Below are 18,507 nucleotides of genomic sequence, written 5' to 3'. Positions count from 1 at the left end.
TCATCGAACTTAAAACAACAAATGGGCAATACCTGCGATGATGGGCAAGGCAATGATGGTACGCAATAAGAAAATGATGAGTAAGTCGAAAATATTTAATGGGATTTTCGTGCCTAGGATCAAGCCACCGACTTCAGACATGTAGATCAGCTGAATCACAGAAACTGCGGCAATCGTAAATAGTGTAATAGGCGACGTGATGACGCCTTCAGCTAAAATAACAGGCAAGAACATATCCGCGAATCCCACGACCATTGTTTGTGCGGCTTCTGCAGCTTCGGGAATGTGCAAGAAGTTCAGGATATACTCAAATGGTTTACCTAAGATACGGAATACACTCGTATATTCAGCCATTACTAAAGCGACTGTACCGAAAGCCATAACAACCGGTGCCACGCCGAACCACATATCGAGCACGTTCTGCATGCCTGCGCGAACAGTTTTCATAAAAGAACGTTGTTTTGAAGCTGTATCAAGTGCGCTAGTTAGTCCTAGTTTGAATACGCTTGTTCCGGCAGGGAGTTTTTCATTCTCCGTGGAATATTCCCGGTCGTCAATATACGTGTTCTTAATGGAACGTAATGGATAAATTCTCGGCATAATGAGGGCGAGAATCAACCCTGTGAATAGAACCGTTGCATAAAATGGTAGGAAGTAGTTTCCGAGACCGACTTTGTCAATGATGACGAGTGTAAATGTAATTGATACTACAGAGAACGTAGTCGAAATAATCGCTGCTTCACGTTGTGTATAATGCCCCTCTTCATACTGTTTGCTCGTTAGCAAGACACCGATAGTACCGTCTCCAATCCATGAAGCGAGTGCGTCTATGGAAGAGCGTCCAGGTAGTTTGAATAAAGGTCGCATAATTTTCACCATCAACGTACCGAAGAATTCGAGCAATCCGAAGTTCAGTAATAAAGGAAGCAGTAGACCGGCAAAGAAGAAGATACTGAACAAGAAGGAAACGAGTCCATCACCTGCAAGTAGCAAACCGCCTGTGTCCTCGCTCCAAATCGCTTCAGGTCCTGATTGATAGACGACCATGATCGCGAAGATTGCCCCTACAATGCGGGTAATCGTCCAAAAGGGTGTCACTTTGAATAAGTTTATAAAGAATGAAGGTCTGTTTGGATCTTTTTTAACGAATAAATAGAATACGGATCCGAGTGCAGATGCAATGATCAAGTACATCATCAGTTGTGGAATAATTGGTTCCAATGAGCCTGACAATAAATCCGCCAATTTGGCAATCGGTACTTTCCATCCAGCTGCAAATGGCAGTGGAATCATGAATAGTAGAATACCGAGTATAGATGGAATTAAAAATACTAACCAAGTGCTAGCTGTATATTTTTTCAAGGTATTTCTCTCCTTGTGTATAATCTAGTTGATGTATATTTATTCATTATACTGTTTAACGAGTCGTTGTAAATACTTAAGCACAAAGTGTAACTTTTCAGTCAGTAAGCAGTCTATATTGCAACAAGATATGCAAGAGCATAGGATCGATAAAAAGAGCAGGAAGCGAGGCGCATGCATGATTACAGTAATTGGCAGTGCAAATATGGATGTCATTGCACAAGCAGACAAATTTCCGTTACAAGGTGAGACAGTTAGGGGAAAAGACTTTCAGACGGCCCCTGGCGGCAAAGGGGCAAATCAAGCTGTAGCCTGTGCGAAGCTTGGGCAAAACGTTCAGCTAATCGGCACGACGGGTATGGATTCATTCGGAGAGATGATCAAAGCTAATTTGCGGAGGCAGCGAGTGGATATTTCGAATATGACACAAACGGAAGGTCCTTCTGGTGTAGCCGTTATTTTATTGACGGAAGGGGACAACCGGATCATTTCCATACCAGGAGCGAATCACGCATTGACTCCAGAGCGGATTGGGGAATTGAAATCTGTGATTGGAGCCAGTCAACTGGTCATGATGCAGCTGGAACTTCCGATAGATACGGTGTGGGCTGTGCTCAAGCTATGTGAGGAATTAGAAGTGCCTGTCATGATGGATCCCGCGCCTTCAAGTAGCTTTCAATTGGAATACATGCCGTATGTTCGTTATCTGACTCCCAATGAAACTGAGTGCGCAGAACTCTTTGGAACTTCAATAGAAGAAACTGTGACCAATTATCCGAATCAATTGCTCGTGACACTAGGCAAAGACGGTGTTTGTTACCATGATGGGGAACAAATCATCTATGTACCAGGTGTGCCGGCAGAAGTTGTGGATACAACAGGTGCGGGAGATACGTTTAACGGAGCGCTCGCTAGCCGATTAGTACAAGGAAGTACTCTACAGTCAGCGGTTCAGTTCGCCAACGTGGCAGCATCCTTATCGATAGGTAAATTTGGTGCACAAGGCGGTATGCCGATTGAACAAGAAGTAGTAAAAAGAGTGGGAAAACTCGCGAATTAAATTGAGTAGAAAGCCTATTGTAACAAGGCTGACTGGCACCTATTTGTCACTATTGAGAGGCTTTATAAAAAATCTAACCGTTCCCCCTTTAAATCTTTGAGTAAAAAGCGTATGCTATGGCAATAGAATGGATTACGAGGAAGAAATGGAGGTAGATGTTGATGGTTTTTGGAGAAAACATCAAGGTCCGTAAACGCATCTTGCAGTTGATTGATGGCTTAACAGATGAGGAATTTAACGGAACACCATCACATGGCGGCTGGTCACCCAAACAGATTGTAGAACATTTAGCTTTAATGGAATGTCGAGTTGCTACAAACATCGCCCAAGAATTGAAAAATCCTGAGAGTCTGCGTGTATTCAAGAAACCGATCAGTGTATCGGCAAGTCCTTTAATAAAGGCCTATTTTATGGAGTATACCCAACCAACAGACATGCATCTTTCCATTGCAGAGATTAAAGAAAAGTTGCATGCATCGAGAAACTATTTGCTAGATATCTATGAATCAGCCACAATTACAGAACTTCGCTGTAAATCGATCAAGCATCCGGTTTTTGGCAATGTTCCGTTGATTCAATGGTTTCAATTCGTAGGTTTTCATGAAAAGCGTCATCTACGACAATTGAAACGAGCAGTGGAGCAAGTGAAGTCGACTCGCGAACAGCTAGTTTCAACGTCTAAATAATAAACCAGAACTTGTTGCCTCCTAGAGCACAAGTTCTTTTCTTATTTTGCTTTGAATCGGATATACTTTACTTAACCGTGAAGGAGGAGATGGAATGAATAGATATCGTTTTGATACTCCCGAAAAGCTACGCGTATTACTTTGTGAACTAGTCAGTTGGGATAGTCGTACATTGACGGAAGGAGAGCGCTTCTTTTCTTGGAAGTTGCAAAATAAGTTGAGCGAATTGGAATATTTCACTGAGAACCCCGACAATATTACGCTTCATGATGCAGGTCTCGGACGCCAAGCCGTGCATGCTTTGTATGAACATCCCGAGGCTACAGAAACAATTGTCTTGATTAGTCATTTCGATACTGTGCAAACAGATGAATACGGGGCGCTTGAACCACTTGCTTTCCATCCAGAAGAATTGACGAAGAAGTTGCTAGAAAACAAAGATACGTTACCTGAAGCAGCACGCATTGACTTGGAATCAGGAAAATATTTATTTGGCAGAGGCACGATGGATATGAAGATGGGGTTGGCTCTACATATTCAGTTGATTGAACGAGCAAGTATAGAGAAGTGGCCTATTAATTTATTACTATGTACAGTACCCGATGAAGAAGTAAACTCAGCGGGGATGCGCGCTGCTGTTACGGAACTTGTACGTCTACAAGAGCAGGAAGGTCATCGCTATAAACTATTCTTGAATGGAGAGCCTTCCTTTTCACAAGGACCTTCGGATACGAAAGAATATATTTATTCTGGGACCATCGGAAAGATTATGCCCTCCGCTTTGTTTTATGGAAAAGAAACGCATGTCGGCGAACCTTTAAAGGGGATTACTGCAGATTATATGGCATCGTTTTTAACGCGTAAGATGGAGTGGAATCCTTTATTTCGTGAAATACATCAGGACGAATCAACACCTCTTCCGGTCACGCTGCATCAAAAAGATTTGAAAATCCAATATTCTACGCAAACACCACAGCGAGCAGCTGCGTTATATAATGTATTCTTATTCAAACGGACAGCCGCTGAAATCATGAGTTTATTCGAACAAGTGGCAAATGAGGCGATGGTCCAGTGTACTGAACAGTATAAAGCAGTGTGTGATCGTGAATCGGCTGTACCACTAGAAGATATTCGCGTATTGCGTTTTGAAGAGTTGCTAAAGTATGCTGAGGATCAGTTAGGAACTAACGAAGTGAATCGTTTGAAACAGGAAGTATTATTGCAAGAAGAATGGGATGACCGCGAGCAATGCATACGCATTGTCGATACGTTAATGATGGAGTGTCAGGAGTTAGGCCCAGCAACGATACTATTCTATGCACCGCCTTATTATCCGGCTGTCAATTCATCTGAAGATCCACTTGTACAGGAATCGATTGAGTTTTTGCAGGAGCGTGCGCAAGTATTTGATCTGACCATTGAGCAGGTGCATTATTTTAATGGAATTTGCGATTTAAGTTATGTGCATTATAAAGACGAAGAAGATCATTGGAAGGCGTTTGCAAAAAACACACCAGTTTATGATGAAACGTATTCGATTCCATTCGAAGACATGCGCAAACTAACTGCACCGGTGTTGAATGTGGGCCCATTTGGTAAAGATGCGCATCAGAAAACAGAGCGGTTGCATATTGATAGTGCGTTTAAGGAGATGCCGGTGTTGTTGGAGCAGTTGGTGAAGAAGCTTGCGGGCCTGAGTCAGTCGAAGTCTAGGTGAGGTTTCTTTATACTTAGTAAAGTATTATCCGACTAGTCGTTGCTCGATTGGTTGTTGGGTACTGAAGTTAGCGAGTGTCTGCTTTCTGGACTCGCGCAGGCACGTGGGGGATTGCCTCCAGCCAGGAGCCAGCTGGCGGTGGTGCTGCCAGTTGTCTCATGGCCAAGGCCTACCCCGCAGTTGTGCCTGCGCTACTACGTGGTAATTATTTTTGTTGTGGTTCTAATGGGAAGAGCATCAGTGACTTAGTGATACTGTCTTCTATATTTGAAAATGAAGTATACGAACTGCCTTACACACGATTTAACGAAGGTGACTGCTGTGTAGGCGTAGCGATGAGCCATAGACGGGCGCACTTGCTGTCTATGGCTCATCGTGAAAGCCATCCACCAGCGACATAGTGGGGGACAATGAACTTGCCACTTACATAGGCAGCTAAACCACAACCTCCTGATCAAATAGGGAAAGAAAATGCACGTGTAAAAACCGCAATCCCAAACCTCTTATTACGCACCCTTTACAGAAACGTAATTCGACAGCACTTCCACCATTTAAAAAAACTACCTGAGTTGCTCTACCCCCAGTGCAAAAGCCACCGACCAGCGCCGAAGTTTAAGCAATGACTTCTCCATGTACAATTGCCCGAACACCTCCCTCCATTCCACACTCCACTCGCTTCTATTACCCACTAAACCGAACAACACATAGTACATAAACGTGCATGTTTTCAACTTATCCGAATTTCAGCTATACTAAGAGTAGAAGCAATTTAAGAATAGGATGTGCCAGGATGAGTCATTTAGTGGTAGAAAAGTTAACAAAAACAGTTGGAGAAAAAACACTTTTTAAAGACGTAGGATTTAATTTGAAAAGTGGAGATAAGATTGGTTTGATCGGGATTAATGGCACGGGAAAATCTACGTTACTATCCATCATTTCGGGGCAGGGAAGTGCGGATACGGTGACAATGGATCATCCGAATAAGTTCCGTGTCGCCTATTTGCCTCAAGAACCGATTGTCAATCCGGACTTAACCGTGATGAAAGCAGTATTCGAAAGTGATGCGCCTGTCATTCGGACAAATCTTAATTACGAACATGCGTTGCAACTACTTACCGAAGATTCTTCGAACGAAGAGTATCAGGAGCGTTACTCATTCTATCAAAATGAAATGGATTCAACGGGTGGCTGGGATTTGAATGCCTTGGCACGTACTATATTAATGAAGCTAGGGATTGAGACATTTGATAAAAAAATGGGCGAATTGTCAGGTGGCCAACTGAAACGTGTGGCTCTCGCTAAAGTATTAATCGAACCAGCGGATTTATTATTACTAGACGAGCCGACGAACCATCTAGATGTTGCATCGATTCAGTGGTTGCAAGACTTCTTGCAAAATGTTCAAGGGGCAGTATTATTCGTTACACACGATCGCTATTTCTTGGATCAAGTTGCTACACATATTTACGAGTTAGCGGATCAAACACTTTATTCGCATACCGGAAATTACGCAGATTATTTGGAGTCAAAAGCACTGCGCGAAGAGATGTCAGCTGCTTCGGATCAAAAAGATCGTAATCGCTACCGCAGCGAATTAAAATGGATTCGTCGTGGTGCTAAAGCGCGTTCGACAAAACAGAAAGCACGAATTGATCGCTTTGATGATCTTCAAGCAAAAGTGAAGCAGACCGATGAGTCATTGGACTTTGAAATGGATTTACAAACGACGCGTCTTGGTAAAAAAGTGTTGGAAATCAACAATATTACGAAAAGATTTGGCGATAAAGTTATATTGAACGGTTTTTCTGCTATTCTACAAGCGAAAGAACGGATTGCAATTATTGGACCGAATGGTGTAGGGAAGACGACACTACTTCAAATGCTAGATGGTACAATTAAGCCGGACACCGGTGAAGTCGATACAGGCTCTACCGTAAAGATTGCTCATTTCCATCAACATTTGCCACCAATGAATGAAAACCAGCGTATTATCGAGTATATTCGTGAGACGTCCAATGACATTGAATCAGGAGACGGCGAACGATTGTCTGCGACGCAAATGTTGGAAAGATTCTTATTCCCTTCCTCTGCACACGGAACGCCAATCGGTAAATTATCAGGTGGGGAACGCAAACGTCTCTATCTATTGAAGTTATTAATGGAACAGCCGAACGTTTTGCTGCTAGATGAGCCCACGAATGACTTGGATCTCGAAACACTTTCCGTTTTGGAGTCGTTCATTGATACGTTCGCTGGAGTCGTCGTTACGATTTCCCACGACCGTTTCTTCTTGGATCGAATCTCACGTAAGCTGTGGATTCTAGACGGCTCAGGTGAAATCGACGTACGTCTTGGTTTGTATTCGGATTACCTTGATGAAAAGAATACAAAAGACGTAAAACCACAAGCAAAAGCGTCGGTTGTGGCTCCGGCTCCAGAAGTTAAAGCACCTAAAAAGAAAATGACGTACGCTGAAAAAATTCAGTGGCAAACGATTGAAACGGATATAGAACGAATGGAAGAAAAAATAGCGGAAACAGAACAAAAAATGACGGCTACAGGCTCAGACTACGAGCAGCTTCGCCAACTGGATGAAGAGCTAGCATCGCTAAATCAACAATATGAAGAACTGGTCGAGCGTTGGTCTTATTTGCAGGAATTAGCTGATTAATTATATTGGAGGAGATTTTCTTGAAAATCAAATCGATTGAACCGACACCAAGTCCAAATTCTATGAAAATTATACTGGATACTCCATTACCTGATGGAACAAGCCATAACTATAAAAAGAAAGATGAAGCGCAAGCACCTGAGCCAATCCGCTCTCTTTTAGCAATACAAGGGGTTAAAGGGATTTATCATGTACTCGACTTTATGGCAGTGGAAAGAATCGGAAATGTGGCGTGGGAATCTATACTTAGAGAAGTACGCTCTATATTGAATGAAGAAGGCGAAACGACAACACAAGCCGAGGAGCAAAAGATAGACGAGCACTTCGGTGAGGTCTATGTTCATGTCCAGACGTATAAAGAGATCCCGTTGCAAGTGAAAGTGTTCAATAGTGATGAGGAATCTCGGTTTGCGCTAAGTGAACGTTTCGTTCAAGCTATGGAGACGGTTCATCATTCCGAAGTGGAGAATTATATTTTACTTCGGAAATGGGCAGATTATGGGATCCGTTACGGAGAGTTGCAAGAGGTCGGTGAACAAGTCGTTTTAGAACTTGAAGCGGCATATCCTGAAGCGCGTTTGCGCGAGCTCGTCGAAAAGGCGGAGAAGGCTGAAGAAGAAACGAAAGACCGGGGACAAAAAGTAACCGTATCGGAATTTGTCGTTCCAGAATGGGAAACACGTTTCCGATTGCTTGATCAAATGCCGGATCCGGACGAGTCGGACTATCCAGTATTGATGATGGCACTGAAAGACGAGAAAATGTCGATTCGTAGACTCGCTACCGTGTATCTCGGCATGATAGAAGAGGAATCAGTCATTCCGTATATCGAAAAGGCCTTACTAGATAAAAGCTGGGCGGTCCGTCGTACGGCTGCCGATTGCATGAGTGATCTTGGATATGTTGGTTTTGAACCTGCAGCGATCCGTCTATTGCAAGATAAAAACAAGTTAGTACGTTGGCGTGCAGCCATGTTCCTCTATGAATCCGGAACGGAACAAGCATTACCTGCACTGCATGAAGCAGAAAACGATAATGAATTTGAAGTGAAACTGCAAGTGCGAATGGCAATCGCCCGAATTGAAGAAGGCGAAGAGGCAAAAGGTTCAATCTGGCGTCAAATGACGGAAAGAACTAAATAAATGATGTAAGTCTATGTTGATTCGTGTCGAATCTTCATAGACTTTTTTAAATAGTATCGTTGACAAAAAAATTCATACAATTCATGATGGACGTAGATATTCGGAAAGGCATTCCGATAATCGTAAAAGCATATATTTTGTGGAAGTAGAAGAATGGAGGGTTTTGCATGTTTAAATTAGCTATTGAAAATACAGATGCGCTAAGACCGGCATCTGAAGTAATGGACATTCAACGACTAGGCGTAATGCGCTCAACAAGTCTCAGCTTTTTACGTATTTTAATTCGTAAAATGATGCGTGAAGCGTGGGAGATTGAGCAAACGACCTTTGATATCGATGACGAAGGATACGGTGAAGCGCTTTATAGTATTACTACCCCATAAGGTACGTATACATTTGTTGCATTATCCCGTGAGATCAGTGAAGAAACTCGAAGTGATCGGGTCATTTCCGAAAGATGGGATGTAACATTTGCGCTTTGCGATGGAGCCATTTCCGATAAAAAACTAAAACGAATGAAACAAGAACTTCCGAAACAAGAAACGGGCCGAGGAGATGTCACGGATCTCGTATGGTCGAGAGCGAATAAAAGCCAACGTGTTTTTTCTCATGTTGTGGAAGCGCTATCTCAAGGTAAGCAGCCTGATGTAGAAATGATTTACGATATTGGCTATCTATTCCGCACCACTGCAGTCTATGGAAATGGCAAATTTGGAATTGCACCTTACGAACATATGAAAGATAATCATACGTTCAGCGGCGCCTATCAATCTCAAATGTTTGCTTTGTATATGTTACGTCACTTTAGCTTTGATTTGGTTGAACATATCGCGCGCAAGAACAATCCTGAAGCGGCTACGTTACAGCCAGAAATAAAGAAACTACTTGGAACAGGTAATGCAACAGGACTAGGAATGGTACCTTACTTAATATCTCATCCAAAACTTCTTCATCTATTAACTTGGATTTCGTTGCAAACATGGTCGATTGGACATTTGCATTTGCAGTGAAATACTTTGGCGCCTTCTGGCAATTATTATTATTGGGTACATTTTTCATCGCATTATTCCTAGCATTCTCAAAGTACGGAAAAATTCGCCTAGGTGGAATGAATAAGCCCGAAATTGGTTATTTTAAATGGTTAGCCATGATTATGACGACATTGCTTGCAGGAGGCGGAGTTTTTTGGACGGCTGCAGAACCCATGTATCACTTTTTGGATCATCCTCCATTGTTCGCAGGAGTTGAATCGGCAACGGAAAATGCTATTATTCCAGCATTTGCACAGTCCTATTTGCATTGGGGATTCCTCGCCTGGTCGATCCTTGGTACGTTAGGGACGATTGTACTCATGTACGCGCATTATTCCAAAGGGATGCCATTAAAACCACGTACCTTGCTCTACCCGATCCTCGGTGAAAAAATTATGCGTAAAAGCGTTCTTGGTACTACTATTGATGCATTTTCTGTCATTGCAGTAGCAGCCGGCACAATTGGACCGATTGGCTTTCTTGGTCTGCAGGCAGCGTATGGAAGGGAAGCATTATACGGTGTGCCGAATACGTTAACGACTCAAATTCTCATTATTATTGGAGTCGTGGCGATAGCTACTATTTCAGCAGTCAAAGGATTACGGAAAGGTATTCAATTTTTAAGTAATTTGAATGTGATGATCACGTTGATTTTGATGGTGGCGATTCTCCTTATTGGGCCGGGCGGATTTATCATCAATACATTTATTTCATCATCGGGCGTGCATCTTCAAGAGTTCTTCAGCCTGGCCACATTCCGCGGTGATGCTGGGTCATGGACGATCTTTTTCTGGGGATGGTTCCTTGGTTATGGACCGATGATGGCAATCTTTATCGCTACGATTACGCGTGGACGTACGATTCGTGAGCTCGTGTTAGCGGTATCTATAACAGCACCTGTTGTAACCGCATTCTGGTTTACGACTGTCGGTGGGGCAGGTATATTTTATGAAATGGCACAGCCAGGTGTAATATCCGAAGCGTTAAATACATCGGGAATGCCAGCAGCTATGATTGCCATTACCGAACAACTACCATTGAATATGATCATTGGGCCCCTGTTTCTTCTTGTTACGATCTTGTTCGTAGTCACAACAGGTGACTCCATGGCGTATACGATTTCTGTTGCAATTACAGGTGACGGCCATCCACCGAAAGTCATGCGGGTATTTTGGGCAGTGATTATGGGAGCAGTGGCAAGCGTTCTATTAATGATTAGTGAAGGCGGAGTGGAAGCCATCCAATCCTTTATTGTAGTTACGGCCATACCAGTCTCTCTCTTACTGTTACCTACATTCTGGGCTGCTCCAAAAGCGGCTAAACTATTATATGTTGAACAATTCGGAGAAAAAGCACTGGCTGAGAATGTAGAAGTAGATTTTGTCGAGATGAAGACTGAAAATGAAACAGTATAGAATAATTTAAAGCAAATAAAAACTTCACAATGATACTTTCGTAACCTTGTCGACTAGACAAGGTTTTTTATTGTGTGACATTTAGCTAAAAGGTATACTTTTAGCAGGGACTAAAGGTATACTACTAATATACTTAAATTTACTAGGAGGGACTATGAAGTGAAGAAGTCTGCAAGTATTGCGATGAAACTCTCAGGACTTATTATCGCGTTATTTTTAATATTGTTTTTAGTTTATTCAATCGTTACGAGTGTCATGTTACATAAGCAAAGCATTAAAGATGCCGAGGAATATGCATTAGAAAGTGCTAATAAAAATTCGCTCGTTCTGAGTGCGAAACTGAGTGAAACAAATGAAATGTTGCGCACAACGAGTCACATATTGGAAACATTACAAGCGACGGGCGATATGAAACCGGAAGAAGTTATTCGCATCATCAAAAGCAATTTGCAAAAAAATGATGACGCGACAGGTATGGCTGCGGTAGTCAATCAGTCTGCGTTTGCTAAAGGAGAAGTCATACCAAAGAATTTGCTTGATGAAAATCAGCAATTCATACCCTATGTTTTTAAAGAAGACACTACGACGAATGTAGAACCGTTAAGTGGAATGGATGATTCCACAGCGAATAGTTGGTATACCGTTCCGAAAAATGAGACGCGTGCCATTTTGACAGAGCCTTATTCGTATGAAACGAATGGTCAAACGATTCTTATGACGACCATTTCCGTTCCGATGGTGGATGCTTCAGGAAATTACTTTGGTTTATTGACAACCGATTTATCTATAGATTTCTTAACTGACGTAGTGAAGACCATTCAACCAAAAGGCGGCTACGCTTCCATTATTACAGACGCTGGTTATATCACAGCGAACAGTTTGAAAACCGAGTTGAACAATACCAATATGGCGGATGCTATTGATTGGAATAGTGCTAAAACTAATCTGGACCAAGGGGAATTGGCGAGTATGTATGTAGATTCTCAAAGTCTGCATGAAGAAGCATTTAATGCGTTCGCTCCGATTAACTTAAATGGAATCAATGAGAAGTGGTCAGTACAAACGGTAACACCAAGATCTGAGATTTTAGATACATTTACCACTATATTGTGGATTACTATTATATCTGCAATTGTCATCGTGTTACTGATGTCAAGTGCCTCCACGCTCTTCATTTATCGTCAATTAAGACCATTGAAAACATTACAACAATCTATGGAAACCGCTGCCACGGGCGATTTGACCATGATGGTAGATGAACAGAATATTCGTCACGATGAAATAGGCTTAGTAGCGCTTGCTTACAACGATATGTTGCGTCAGACAAATGCAGCTCTACAAACCGTGCAACAGTCTTCGGGACAGCTGAGTGATTCATCGACACAAGTCACACATGCCTTTGAGGAGCTAGTAGCTGCCAACCAGGAAGTATCTGTAGCAACGGATGAAATCGCACAAGGGGCTTCGAAGCAATCCGAGGATACGGAAGTAACCAGCTTGCGAATTTCCGATTTAGCAGACCGTATGGATCATATCCACGCTATGTTCATGACGATGAACGAATTATCTACAGAGGCGTCTAATTCTACGGAAAATGGAATGTCGGAAGTGAAAAAATTACGCGATCATAATACGACAGCCAACGAAGTCAATAAAAAGGTACAACTTCAAATACAAACATTGACCGATAAAATTTCGTCTATCAATCAGGTTATTCAAACATTGCATGATATTACAGCCAGCACGAATCTTCTAGCGCTCAATGCGAGCATTGAAGCGGCACGAGCTGGCGAAAGTGGGAAAGGATTTGCGGTAGTTGCGAATGAAGTACGTCAGTTAGCGGAGCAGTCCCGTAGAGAAACTGAAGTCATTCAAGAAACCGTGAAAGAAATCTTATCAGAATCACAACAGACGGTTGATGTCATCGATTTGAACATGAAGTCAATGGATGGTCAAAACCAGTCCGTTACCGATACAGAAGAATCATTCGTACAAAACGCAGGAATCGTCGATCAAATACGTGAATCGATTGCGGAGCTATCCGAAAAGCTTTCTGAAATGATGGAACATAAGGATGAAGCCATTTTGGCGATCCAAAATGTCTCTGCTATTTCAGAGCAGACGGCTGCATCCTCTGAACAAGTGAGTGCGTCAGCTGCCGCACAGCAAGGAGAGTTGGAACAAGTAGCGGATTCCACCAATCAAATGAATCAGATCGCAGGAGAACTGCGAAGTGTAGTTGAACGATTTAAGTTATCGTGATGTAAAGGCTAGGACATAACTATCTCACCCCGTTTCCCTGCACTCCGAAAGGCACGCTTTCCGAGGGGCGTGGCTTGAGCCAAGCGAACAACGAAGGGTTCGCTTTGCCGTATTTCTGTGTACTTTGCAGAAATTATAGCACCTGTCCAGGGTCTCAAGACGCACGCTGATCCCTCAGGAGTCGGCCTTTCTCCGTTCCGGTACACTCTGATACTCTAAAAAATATTTATTGATAAGAACAGAAAAAAGCGTAAAGGACATTCCCCTTACGTTTTTTCTGTTCTGTCCTGACCTCTTTGTCTTCATATAGATTTCATTCATGTCGTCCGAAGTAAGAAAAGGGTTAACAAGTGTCGGAAAAGGTTATACTAATTTCTAATAGATATAGTAAATTAGCAGAAGATTTACAAGGTAGATTGCCTTTCGAGTATGCATACCAGTTCTCTTTTGCTACACTAGGCAAATCAATATATTTAGTGTGAAGGTGGATGTATATATGGAAGAAGCAGCACTAATTAGCATCGTGGCTATTTTGGCGCTCGGTATCTTCTCGCAGTGGCTAGCCTGGAAAATCCAATGGCCTTCAATTTTTATCATGTCGATTGCAGGTTTGTTGATTGGCCCGATTTTTGGCTGGGTGAATCCCGAAGTGGCGTTGGACGAGCTGTATAGTCCACTAATCTCACTGGCAGTTGCTATTATTTTATTTGAAGGAAGTTCCAACCTAGATTTTCGGGAGATAAAAGGCATTTCGAAGTCTGTTTTCCGAGTCGTTACATTGGGTGCGTTTTTAGCATGGATTTTAGGATCGATTACGGCACACTTCATTGCGGGGTTAACGTGGGAAGTGTCGTTTATCATTGGAGGTCTCTTCGTGGTGACGGGGCCGACGGTAATTATTCCATTGCTACGTAATGCAAAATTAAAAGCACGAACCGCCGCTGTCTTGAAATGGGAAGGAATTATCGTGGATCCTGCCGGTCCGTTACTTGCTTTATTTGCATATGAAGTGATTAAAGTAGTGACGAATGAACATTTATCGATAAATTATTTATTGAACTTCTTTGGCGGTGCAGCACTTGCTGCGCTACTCGGATTAGCTATGGGATTGTTGATTAGCGTGATGGCGAATAAAGGCCAGTTTCCTGAGTACTTGAAATCACCCGTCATTTTGGCCTTTGTACTGTTGTGCTTTACGATGGCGGAAATCATTATGCATGAAACAGGCATGCTTGCAGTGACTGTTATGGGACTAGTACTTGGCCGCACGAAGCGCTATGTTTCGTCCATCGGAAACGTCGGACATTTTGTTGAAAATGTGTCTGTCATGTTGACATCGACGGTCTTTATTTTATTGACAGCATCACTTGGGAGAGAAACTATCTCACAAATCTTTACATTGCCGATTATTGGATTTGTATTAGTTATGCTATTCGTTGTACGTCCACTGTCCATATGGATTTCGACGGTGGGTACTGAATTGGTCTGGAGAGAGAAGTTACTACTCGGCTGGATTGCGCCACGAGGTATTGTTGCATTAACCGTCGCAGGTTATTTTGCTGCGACGCTTGCAGAAGATGGGTACGAAGAGGCTACTTTGCTGACTGCACTGACCTTTGCTCTTGTCTTTATTACGGTAACTGCTCATGGATTTACACTTGGACCTCTAGCGAAAAAGCTGAACCTAGCGAGTAATGAACCACCGGGCGTATTAATTGTCGGAGCGAGCAGTTTTTCCATTGCGTTAGCTAGCCAATTAAAAGAAATGAAAATACCCGTACTGATCGTTGATCCTTCACAAGGACGTTTGCGCCCAGCGACTGAAGCAGGTATTGACACATTTACAGGGCAGATGTTATCAGAACGGTCACGTTTCTCTATCGATTTGGCACCGTATGATACAATTATATCGATGACTGGAGACGCGTCTTATAACGCATTGATCACACAATCATTTGCGCCTGAGTTTGGTTTTAGCAACACGTTCTCGTTGACGGCTGTATCTAACCATACGATGAGTAAGTCCGCGTTGCCGATTTCATTAAAAGCACATTTATTGTTCGAGGAGGAAGCTACGTTTCCTGAGTTAAACCGCAAGATCAATACGGATTATGAAATTGGTTTGTATGAGTGGGAAGGCACAGAGACGGATTTGGCGTTCAAGGAGATTATCCCGGAGACGGCGACTGCGTTGTTTGTGAAGAAGAAAAATGACACATTGGTATTTGCTACATTACAGAAGAAGATTTCGTTGGATGCCGGTGATCAGTTAGTCGTGATGAAATTGAAGCCTGGTGTTCCTGCAAATGTATAAATGAAAGAGGCTGTCAAAGTGTAGTACGAACTTTGACAGTCTTTTTTGAAGGGAGCGCGACTGATTGGTAGGGAATGCCTCCAACCATCCGACAAGTACTACACTACTAAATCAATTACTAACCACTACTTCCTGCCGCGACCTACACACCTGTTACAAAGTCTGAAATTCGAACTAGCCCCATTAGCTCTCACAAACTCTACCCTCAAGAACAGACCATCACGTTTTCGACTTCGTGTTCAACACTGTCAATTCCTCGCTATTCTTTAACAACTCAATAAATACTTGCAACGCCTTTGTTTGAAATGGCGAATTCGTCACGATCGAGAAGTGACGCTTGAATGGTGTGCCTTTGACCGACAGCGTTGTTAAATCACCATAACGTAGTTCCTTTTGGATGGCCCACTGTGACAATAGACTGACACCGAGTCCTGCTTCGACAGATTCTTTTATCGGCTGCGTACTGCTGAATTGCATGATGCGCTTTGGATAAAATCCAGACTGGGAGAAGAATAGTTCTGCTGCTTCGCGGGTGCCTGAACCCTCTTCGCGTAATAGCCAAATATCATTTTCTAATTCAGTAATGGATTGACGACCTTTTTTCTGTGAAAGCGGATGATCGATAGACGTTACGATGTACATTTCGTCTTCTGCAAAGTCTTCATTTTGAAGGGGAGCAGCTTCCTTGAAATGTCCTTCAATCAAACCGACGTCGAGCTGGTGAGTAATGACTAACTCCGCAATGTCTGCTGTATTGCCAATCGTTACTTGCGGTTCAATCGCTGGGTAGTCAGCAACGAGTTTAGACAGAACATGAGGTAAGACGTATTCACCGAATGTATAGCTAGCGCCAATAGTAAGAGAGCCACTAGCTTTATTGGCTAAGTCATCCACTAAGTTTTGCATTTTGGAGTACAGTCCGGCAATTTCTTTTGCGTGATGGTAGACGATTTCTCCAGCTTGATTTAGTCGTACGTATTTGTTGGTACGCTCAAGCAATCGTACCCCAATGGATTCTTCGAATGAACGAATGTATTGACTAACAGCGGGTTGTGTCATATGAAGTTCTTCCGCTGCTCTAGAGAAGTTCTTTTGCTCGGCTACTTCAATGAATACTTGTAGCTGCTGATCGATAGGGGACAACTCCTTTCCGTGTATACAGATTTACTTATCATACCTATTATAAATAGTTATTTCTCTTATAGCCATCTATTTTATATACTACTAGTAGGAGGTGTTGTTATCGTGGTTTCTTCCAATAGGTCTTCAGAACAGCATGGACCACAGCGCCCATCCAAATGGTTATCGTGGATCGGTGGAATAGCATTTACATTTTTTATTGCACTTTTAGGTTATGTATTAGCGAAAGTACCTGGATTCGATCATATCGGACAACTGGCTTGCGCAATCATTATCGCGGTGGCATACCGTCAATTCTTCGGCTATCCTGAAGTGATCCGAAGTGGAATTGCTTTCTCATCCAAGCGTTTACTGCGCGCAGCGATCATTTTATATGGTTTGAAATTAAATATAGACACAGTTTTGAGCGATGGGCTCGGCTTGCTTGCACGAGATGTAGGAGTCATCCTCTTTGCTATCTTCATGACGATCTGGCTTGCAAAAGTATTGAAGGCAGATAAAAATATTTCTATGCTTTTAGGGGTCGGAACAGGTGTCTGTGGTGCAGCAGCAATTGCGGCAGTAGCACCAATTATTAAAGCAAAGGATGAAGATACAGCAATAGGGGTAGGAATTATCGCGTTAATGGGGACAGTGTTTGCGATCGGTTACACGATTTTACGTCCGATTCTACCGCTCGATTCAATCGAGTATGGAATGTGGGCAGGTATCAGTTTACATGAAGTCGCGCACGTGGCGTTAGCTGGTGCACCGGCAGGAGAAGATGGTCTAGCGATTGCTTTACTCGCCAAACTCGGCCGTGTATTTCTATTAGTACCGCTCTGTTTCATTTTAATATTTATCATGAAACGTAAACATAAAGATACAGATGAAACAGGCGCTAAAATTGAATTTCCATGGTTCCTTGTAGGTTTTATCATCCTAAGTATTCTAGGAAGCTACGTATTCGGTCACTCCATTCCTGTTTCAGATCATGTAATGGAAGGCGTCTTCACACTGACTACATGGTTACTAACGGCAGCCATGGTCGGACTTGGACTCAACGTCAGCCTGCGAGACTTAAAAGACCGTGCCATGCGTCCACTAGCTGCGATGACTGTTACATCCGTACTATTATCGGTCATCGCGTACTTTATTATTTGATACCATTTAGCAATAAAAGCTGGCTTCAGAGAAATATCTCTAAAGCTAGCTTTTTTGTTTGACTTTATTTAGTCCACCCCCTAAACTATTAACTATTGGTTTAGGGGGTGGACTACTTTGAAAGATCAACTTCAAGAGGCAGTAGAACTATTTGAAGAAGTCATGATCTACGGCACGGAACACGTCGTGAAAAACTTGGACGTTCCTATCTGGAAAGACTACTCTCCAGAACAAATCCAAGTGCTGAAAATACTATCTGCCTATGGACACCTATCGAGCGGGCAACTAGCAGAGATGCAAGGCGTACATAAAAGTGCTATTTCGACACGCCTCAAGAAATTAGTCGAAAAAGATCTAGTACGGTCTGAAAGAGATTTGAATGATCAGCGGATCAATCGGATTTCATTGACTGTTAAAGGTCATGAAGTACTAGCTGTTTCAAATGCGGCTATAAATGAAAGTATTGAAAATCTATTCAAAGACCAAATCGATGAACAAGAGCTCGAGCAATTCATCAAGACATTCCGTAAACTTAAGTCGATATTAGTAATGAAGGAGAGATAA

General features: G+C 42.6%; 15 protein-coding genes. 13 read left to right on the top strand and 2 right to left on the bottom strand.

Annotated elements, in window-relative coordinates:
- Positions 1-9: 9 nt before the first annotated feature.
- Positions 10-1,362, bottom strand: a complete 1,353-nt coding sequence (locus CSV61_RS07285) for a YjiH family protein (protein WP_099638662.1) — start codon at positions 1,360-1,362, stop codon at positions 10-12.
- Between the two features lie 178 nt (positions 1,363-1,540).
- On the opposite strand from CSV61_RS07285, the gene rbsK reads away from it, so the two are divergent.
- The 11 genes from rbsK to CSV61_RS07235 all read left to right on the top strand — a co-directional run bounded on the left by rbsK (position 1,541) and on the right by CSV61_RS07235 (position 15,660).
- A complete protein-coding gene (rbsK, locus tag CSV61_RS07280) occupies positions 1,541-2,422 on the top strand; it encodes a ribokinase (RefSeq protein ID WP_099638661.1) in 882 nt (293 codons plus the stop codon).
- Positions 2,423-2,583: 161 nt separating this feature from the next.
- A complete protein-coding gene (locus CSV61_RS07275; RefSeq protein ID WP_099638660.1) occupies positions 2,584-3,108 on the top strand; it encodes a DinB family protein in 525 nt (174 codons plus the stop codon).
- A 94-nt stretch (positions 3,109-3,202) separates the two neighbouring features.
- On the top strand, positions 3,203-4,825 hold the full coding sequence (locus tag CSV61_RS07270) for a M20/M25/M40 family metallo-hydrolase (protein ID WP_099638659.1): 1,623 nt from the start codon (positions 3,203-3,205) through the stop codon (positions 4,823-4,825).
- A 74-nt stretch (positions 4,826-4,899) separates the two neighbouring features.
- Positions 4,900-5,226 carry a hypothetical protein gene (locus tag CSV61_RS16565; RefSeq protein ID WP_143561066.1) on the top strand — a complete coding sequence of 109 codons (327 nt, stop codon included), beginning with the start codon at positions 4,900-4,902 and terminating at the stop codon, positions 5,224-5,226.
- 389 nt (positions 5,227-5,615) lie between these two features.
- Complete coding sequence (locus CSV61_RS07265) at positions 5,616-7,496, top strand: ABC-F family ATP-binding cassette domain-containing protein (protein WP_099638658.1); 1,881 nt, start codon at positions 5,616-5,618, stop codon at positions 7,494-7,496.
- Between the two features lie 20 nt (positions 7,497-7,516).
- Complete coding sequence (locus tag CSV61_RS07260; RefSeq protein WP_099638657.1) at positions 7,517-8,638, top strand: virulence factor; 1,122 nt, start codon at positions 7,517-7,519, stop codon at positions 8,636-8,638.
- Between the two features lie 167 nt (positions 8,639-8,805).
- A complete protein-coding gene (locus CSV61_RS07255; RefSeq protein ID WP_099638656.1) occupies positions 8,806-9,021 on the top strand; it encodes a hypothetical protein in 216 nt (71 codons plus the stop codon).
- 132 nt (positions 9,022-9,153) lie between these two features.
- Complete coding sequence (locus CSV61_RS07250; protein WP_099638655.1) at positions 9,154-9,648, top strand: hypothetical protein; 495 nt, start codon at positions 9,154-9,156, stop codon at positions 9,646-9,648.
- The gene (locus CSV61_RS07245; RefSeq protein WP_158233792.1) at positions 9,618-11,084 is read left to right on the top strand and encodes a BCCT family transporter; all 1,467 of its coding nucleotides are present in this window, start codon (positions 9,618-9,620) and stop codon (positions 11,082-11,084) included. Before CSV61_RS07250 ends, CSV61_RS07245 begins: the two co-directional genes overlap by 31 nt.
- 159 nt (positions 11,085-11,243) lie before the next feature.
- On the top strand, positions 11,244-13,346 hold the full coding sequence (locus tag CSV61_RS07240) for a methyl-accepting chemotaxis protein (RefSeq protein ID WP_099638653.1): 2,103 nt from the start codon (positions 11,244-11,246) through the stop codon (positions 13,344-13,346).
- 496 nt (positions 13,347-13,842) lie between these two features.
- The gene (locus CSV61_RS07235; RefSeq protein WP_099638652.1) at positions 13,843-15,660 is read left to right on the top strand and encodes a cation:proton antiporter; all 1,818 of its coding nucleotides are present in this window, start codon (positions 13,843-13,845) and stop codon (positions 15,658-15,660) included.
- 219 nt (positions 15,661-15,879) lie between these two features.
- Here the strand turns inward: CSV61_RS07235 and CSV61_RS07230 are convergent, their stop codons facing one another.
- The gene (locus tag CSV61_RS07230) at positions 15,880-16,794 is read right to left on the bottom strand and encodes a LysR family transcriptional regulator (RefSeq protein ID WP_099638717.1); all 915 of its coding nucleotides are present in this window, start codon (positions 16,792-16,794) and stop codon (positions 15,880-15,882) included.
- Between the two features lie 177 nt (positions 16,795-16,971).
- Here CSV61_RS07230 and CSV61_RS07225 point away from each other — a divergent pair, with 177 nt between their 5' ends.
- Together CSV61_RS07225 and CSV61_RS07220 are read left to right on the top strand one after the other, a co-directional pair.
- Positions 16,972-17,943, top strand: coding sequence for a YeiH family protein (locus CSV61_RS07225; protein WP_233193546.1), 972 nt, complete (start codon positions 16,972-16,974; stop codon positions 17,941-17,943).
- 117 nt (positions 17,944-18,060) lie between these two features.
- Positions 18,061-18,507 (top strand): MarR family winged helix-turn-helix transcriptional regulator, encoded by a 447-nt coding sequence (locus tag CSV61_RS07220; protein ID WP_099638651.1) that lies wholly within the window; start codon positions 18,061-18,063, stop codon positions 18,505-18,507.

The organism is Sporosarcina sp. P3 (assembly GCF_002743415.1).
Lineage (GTDB): Bacteria > Bacillota > Bacilli > Bacillales_A > Planococcaceae > Sporosarcina > Sporosarcina ureae_A.
Note: the sequence above shows the minus strand (reverse complement) of the source record. Positions and strands in the feature narration are given on the sequence as shown.

Bases quoted from the DNA above. Each gene is read 5' to 3' on its own strand.
- CSV61_RS07275 (WP_099638660.1), top strand. From the start codon at position 2,584: ATGGTTTTTGGAGAAAACATCAAGGTCCGTAAACGCATCTTGCAGTTG.
- CSV61_RS07235 (WP_099638652.1), top strand. From the start codon at position 13,843: ATGGAAGAAGCAGCACTAATTAGCATCGTGGCTATTTTGGCGCTCGGT.
- CSV61_RS07245 (WP_158233792.1), top strand. From the start codon at position 9,618: ATGGTCGATTGGACATTTGCATTTGCAGTGAAATACTTTGGCGCCTTC.
- CSV61_RS07270 (WP_099638659.1), top strand. From the start codon at position 3,203: ATGAATAGATATCGTTTTGATACTCCCGAAAAGCTACGCGTATTACTT.
- CSV61_RS07255 (WP_099638656.1), top strand. From the start codon at position 8,806: ATGTTTAAATTAGCTATTGAAAATACAGATGCGCTAAGACCGGCATCT.
- CSV61_RS07250 (WP_099638655.1), top strand. From the start codon at position 9,154: ATGAAACAAGAACTTCCGAAACAAGAAACGGGCCGAGGAGATGTCACG.
- CSV61_RS07265 (WP_099638658.1), top strand. From the start codon at position 5,616: ATGAGTCATTTAGTGGTAGAAAAGTTAACAAAAACAGTTGGAGAAAAA.
- rbsK (WP_099638661.1), top strand. From the start codon at position 1,541: ATGATTACAGTAATTGGCAGTGCAAATATGGATGTCATTGCACAAGCA.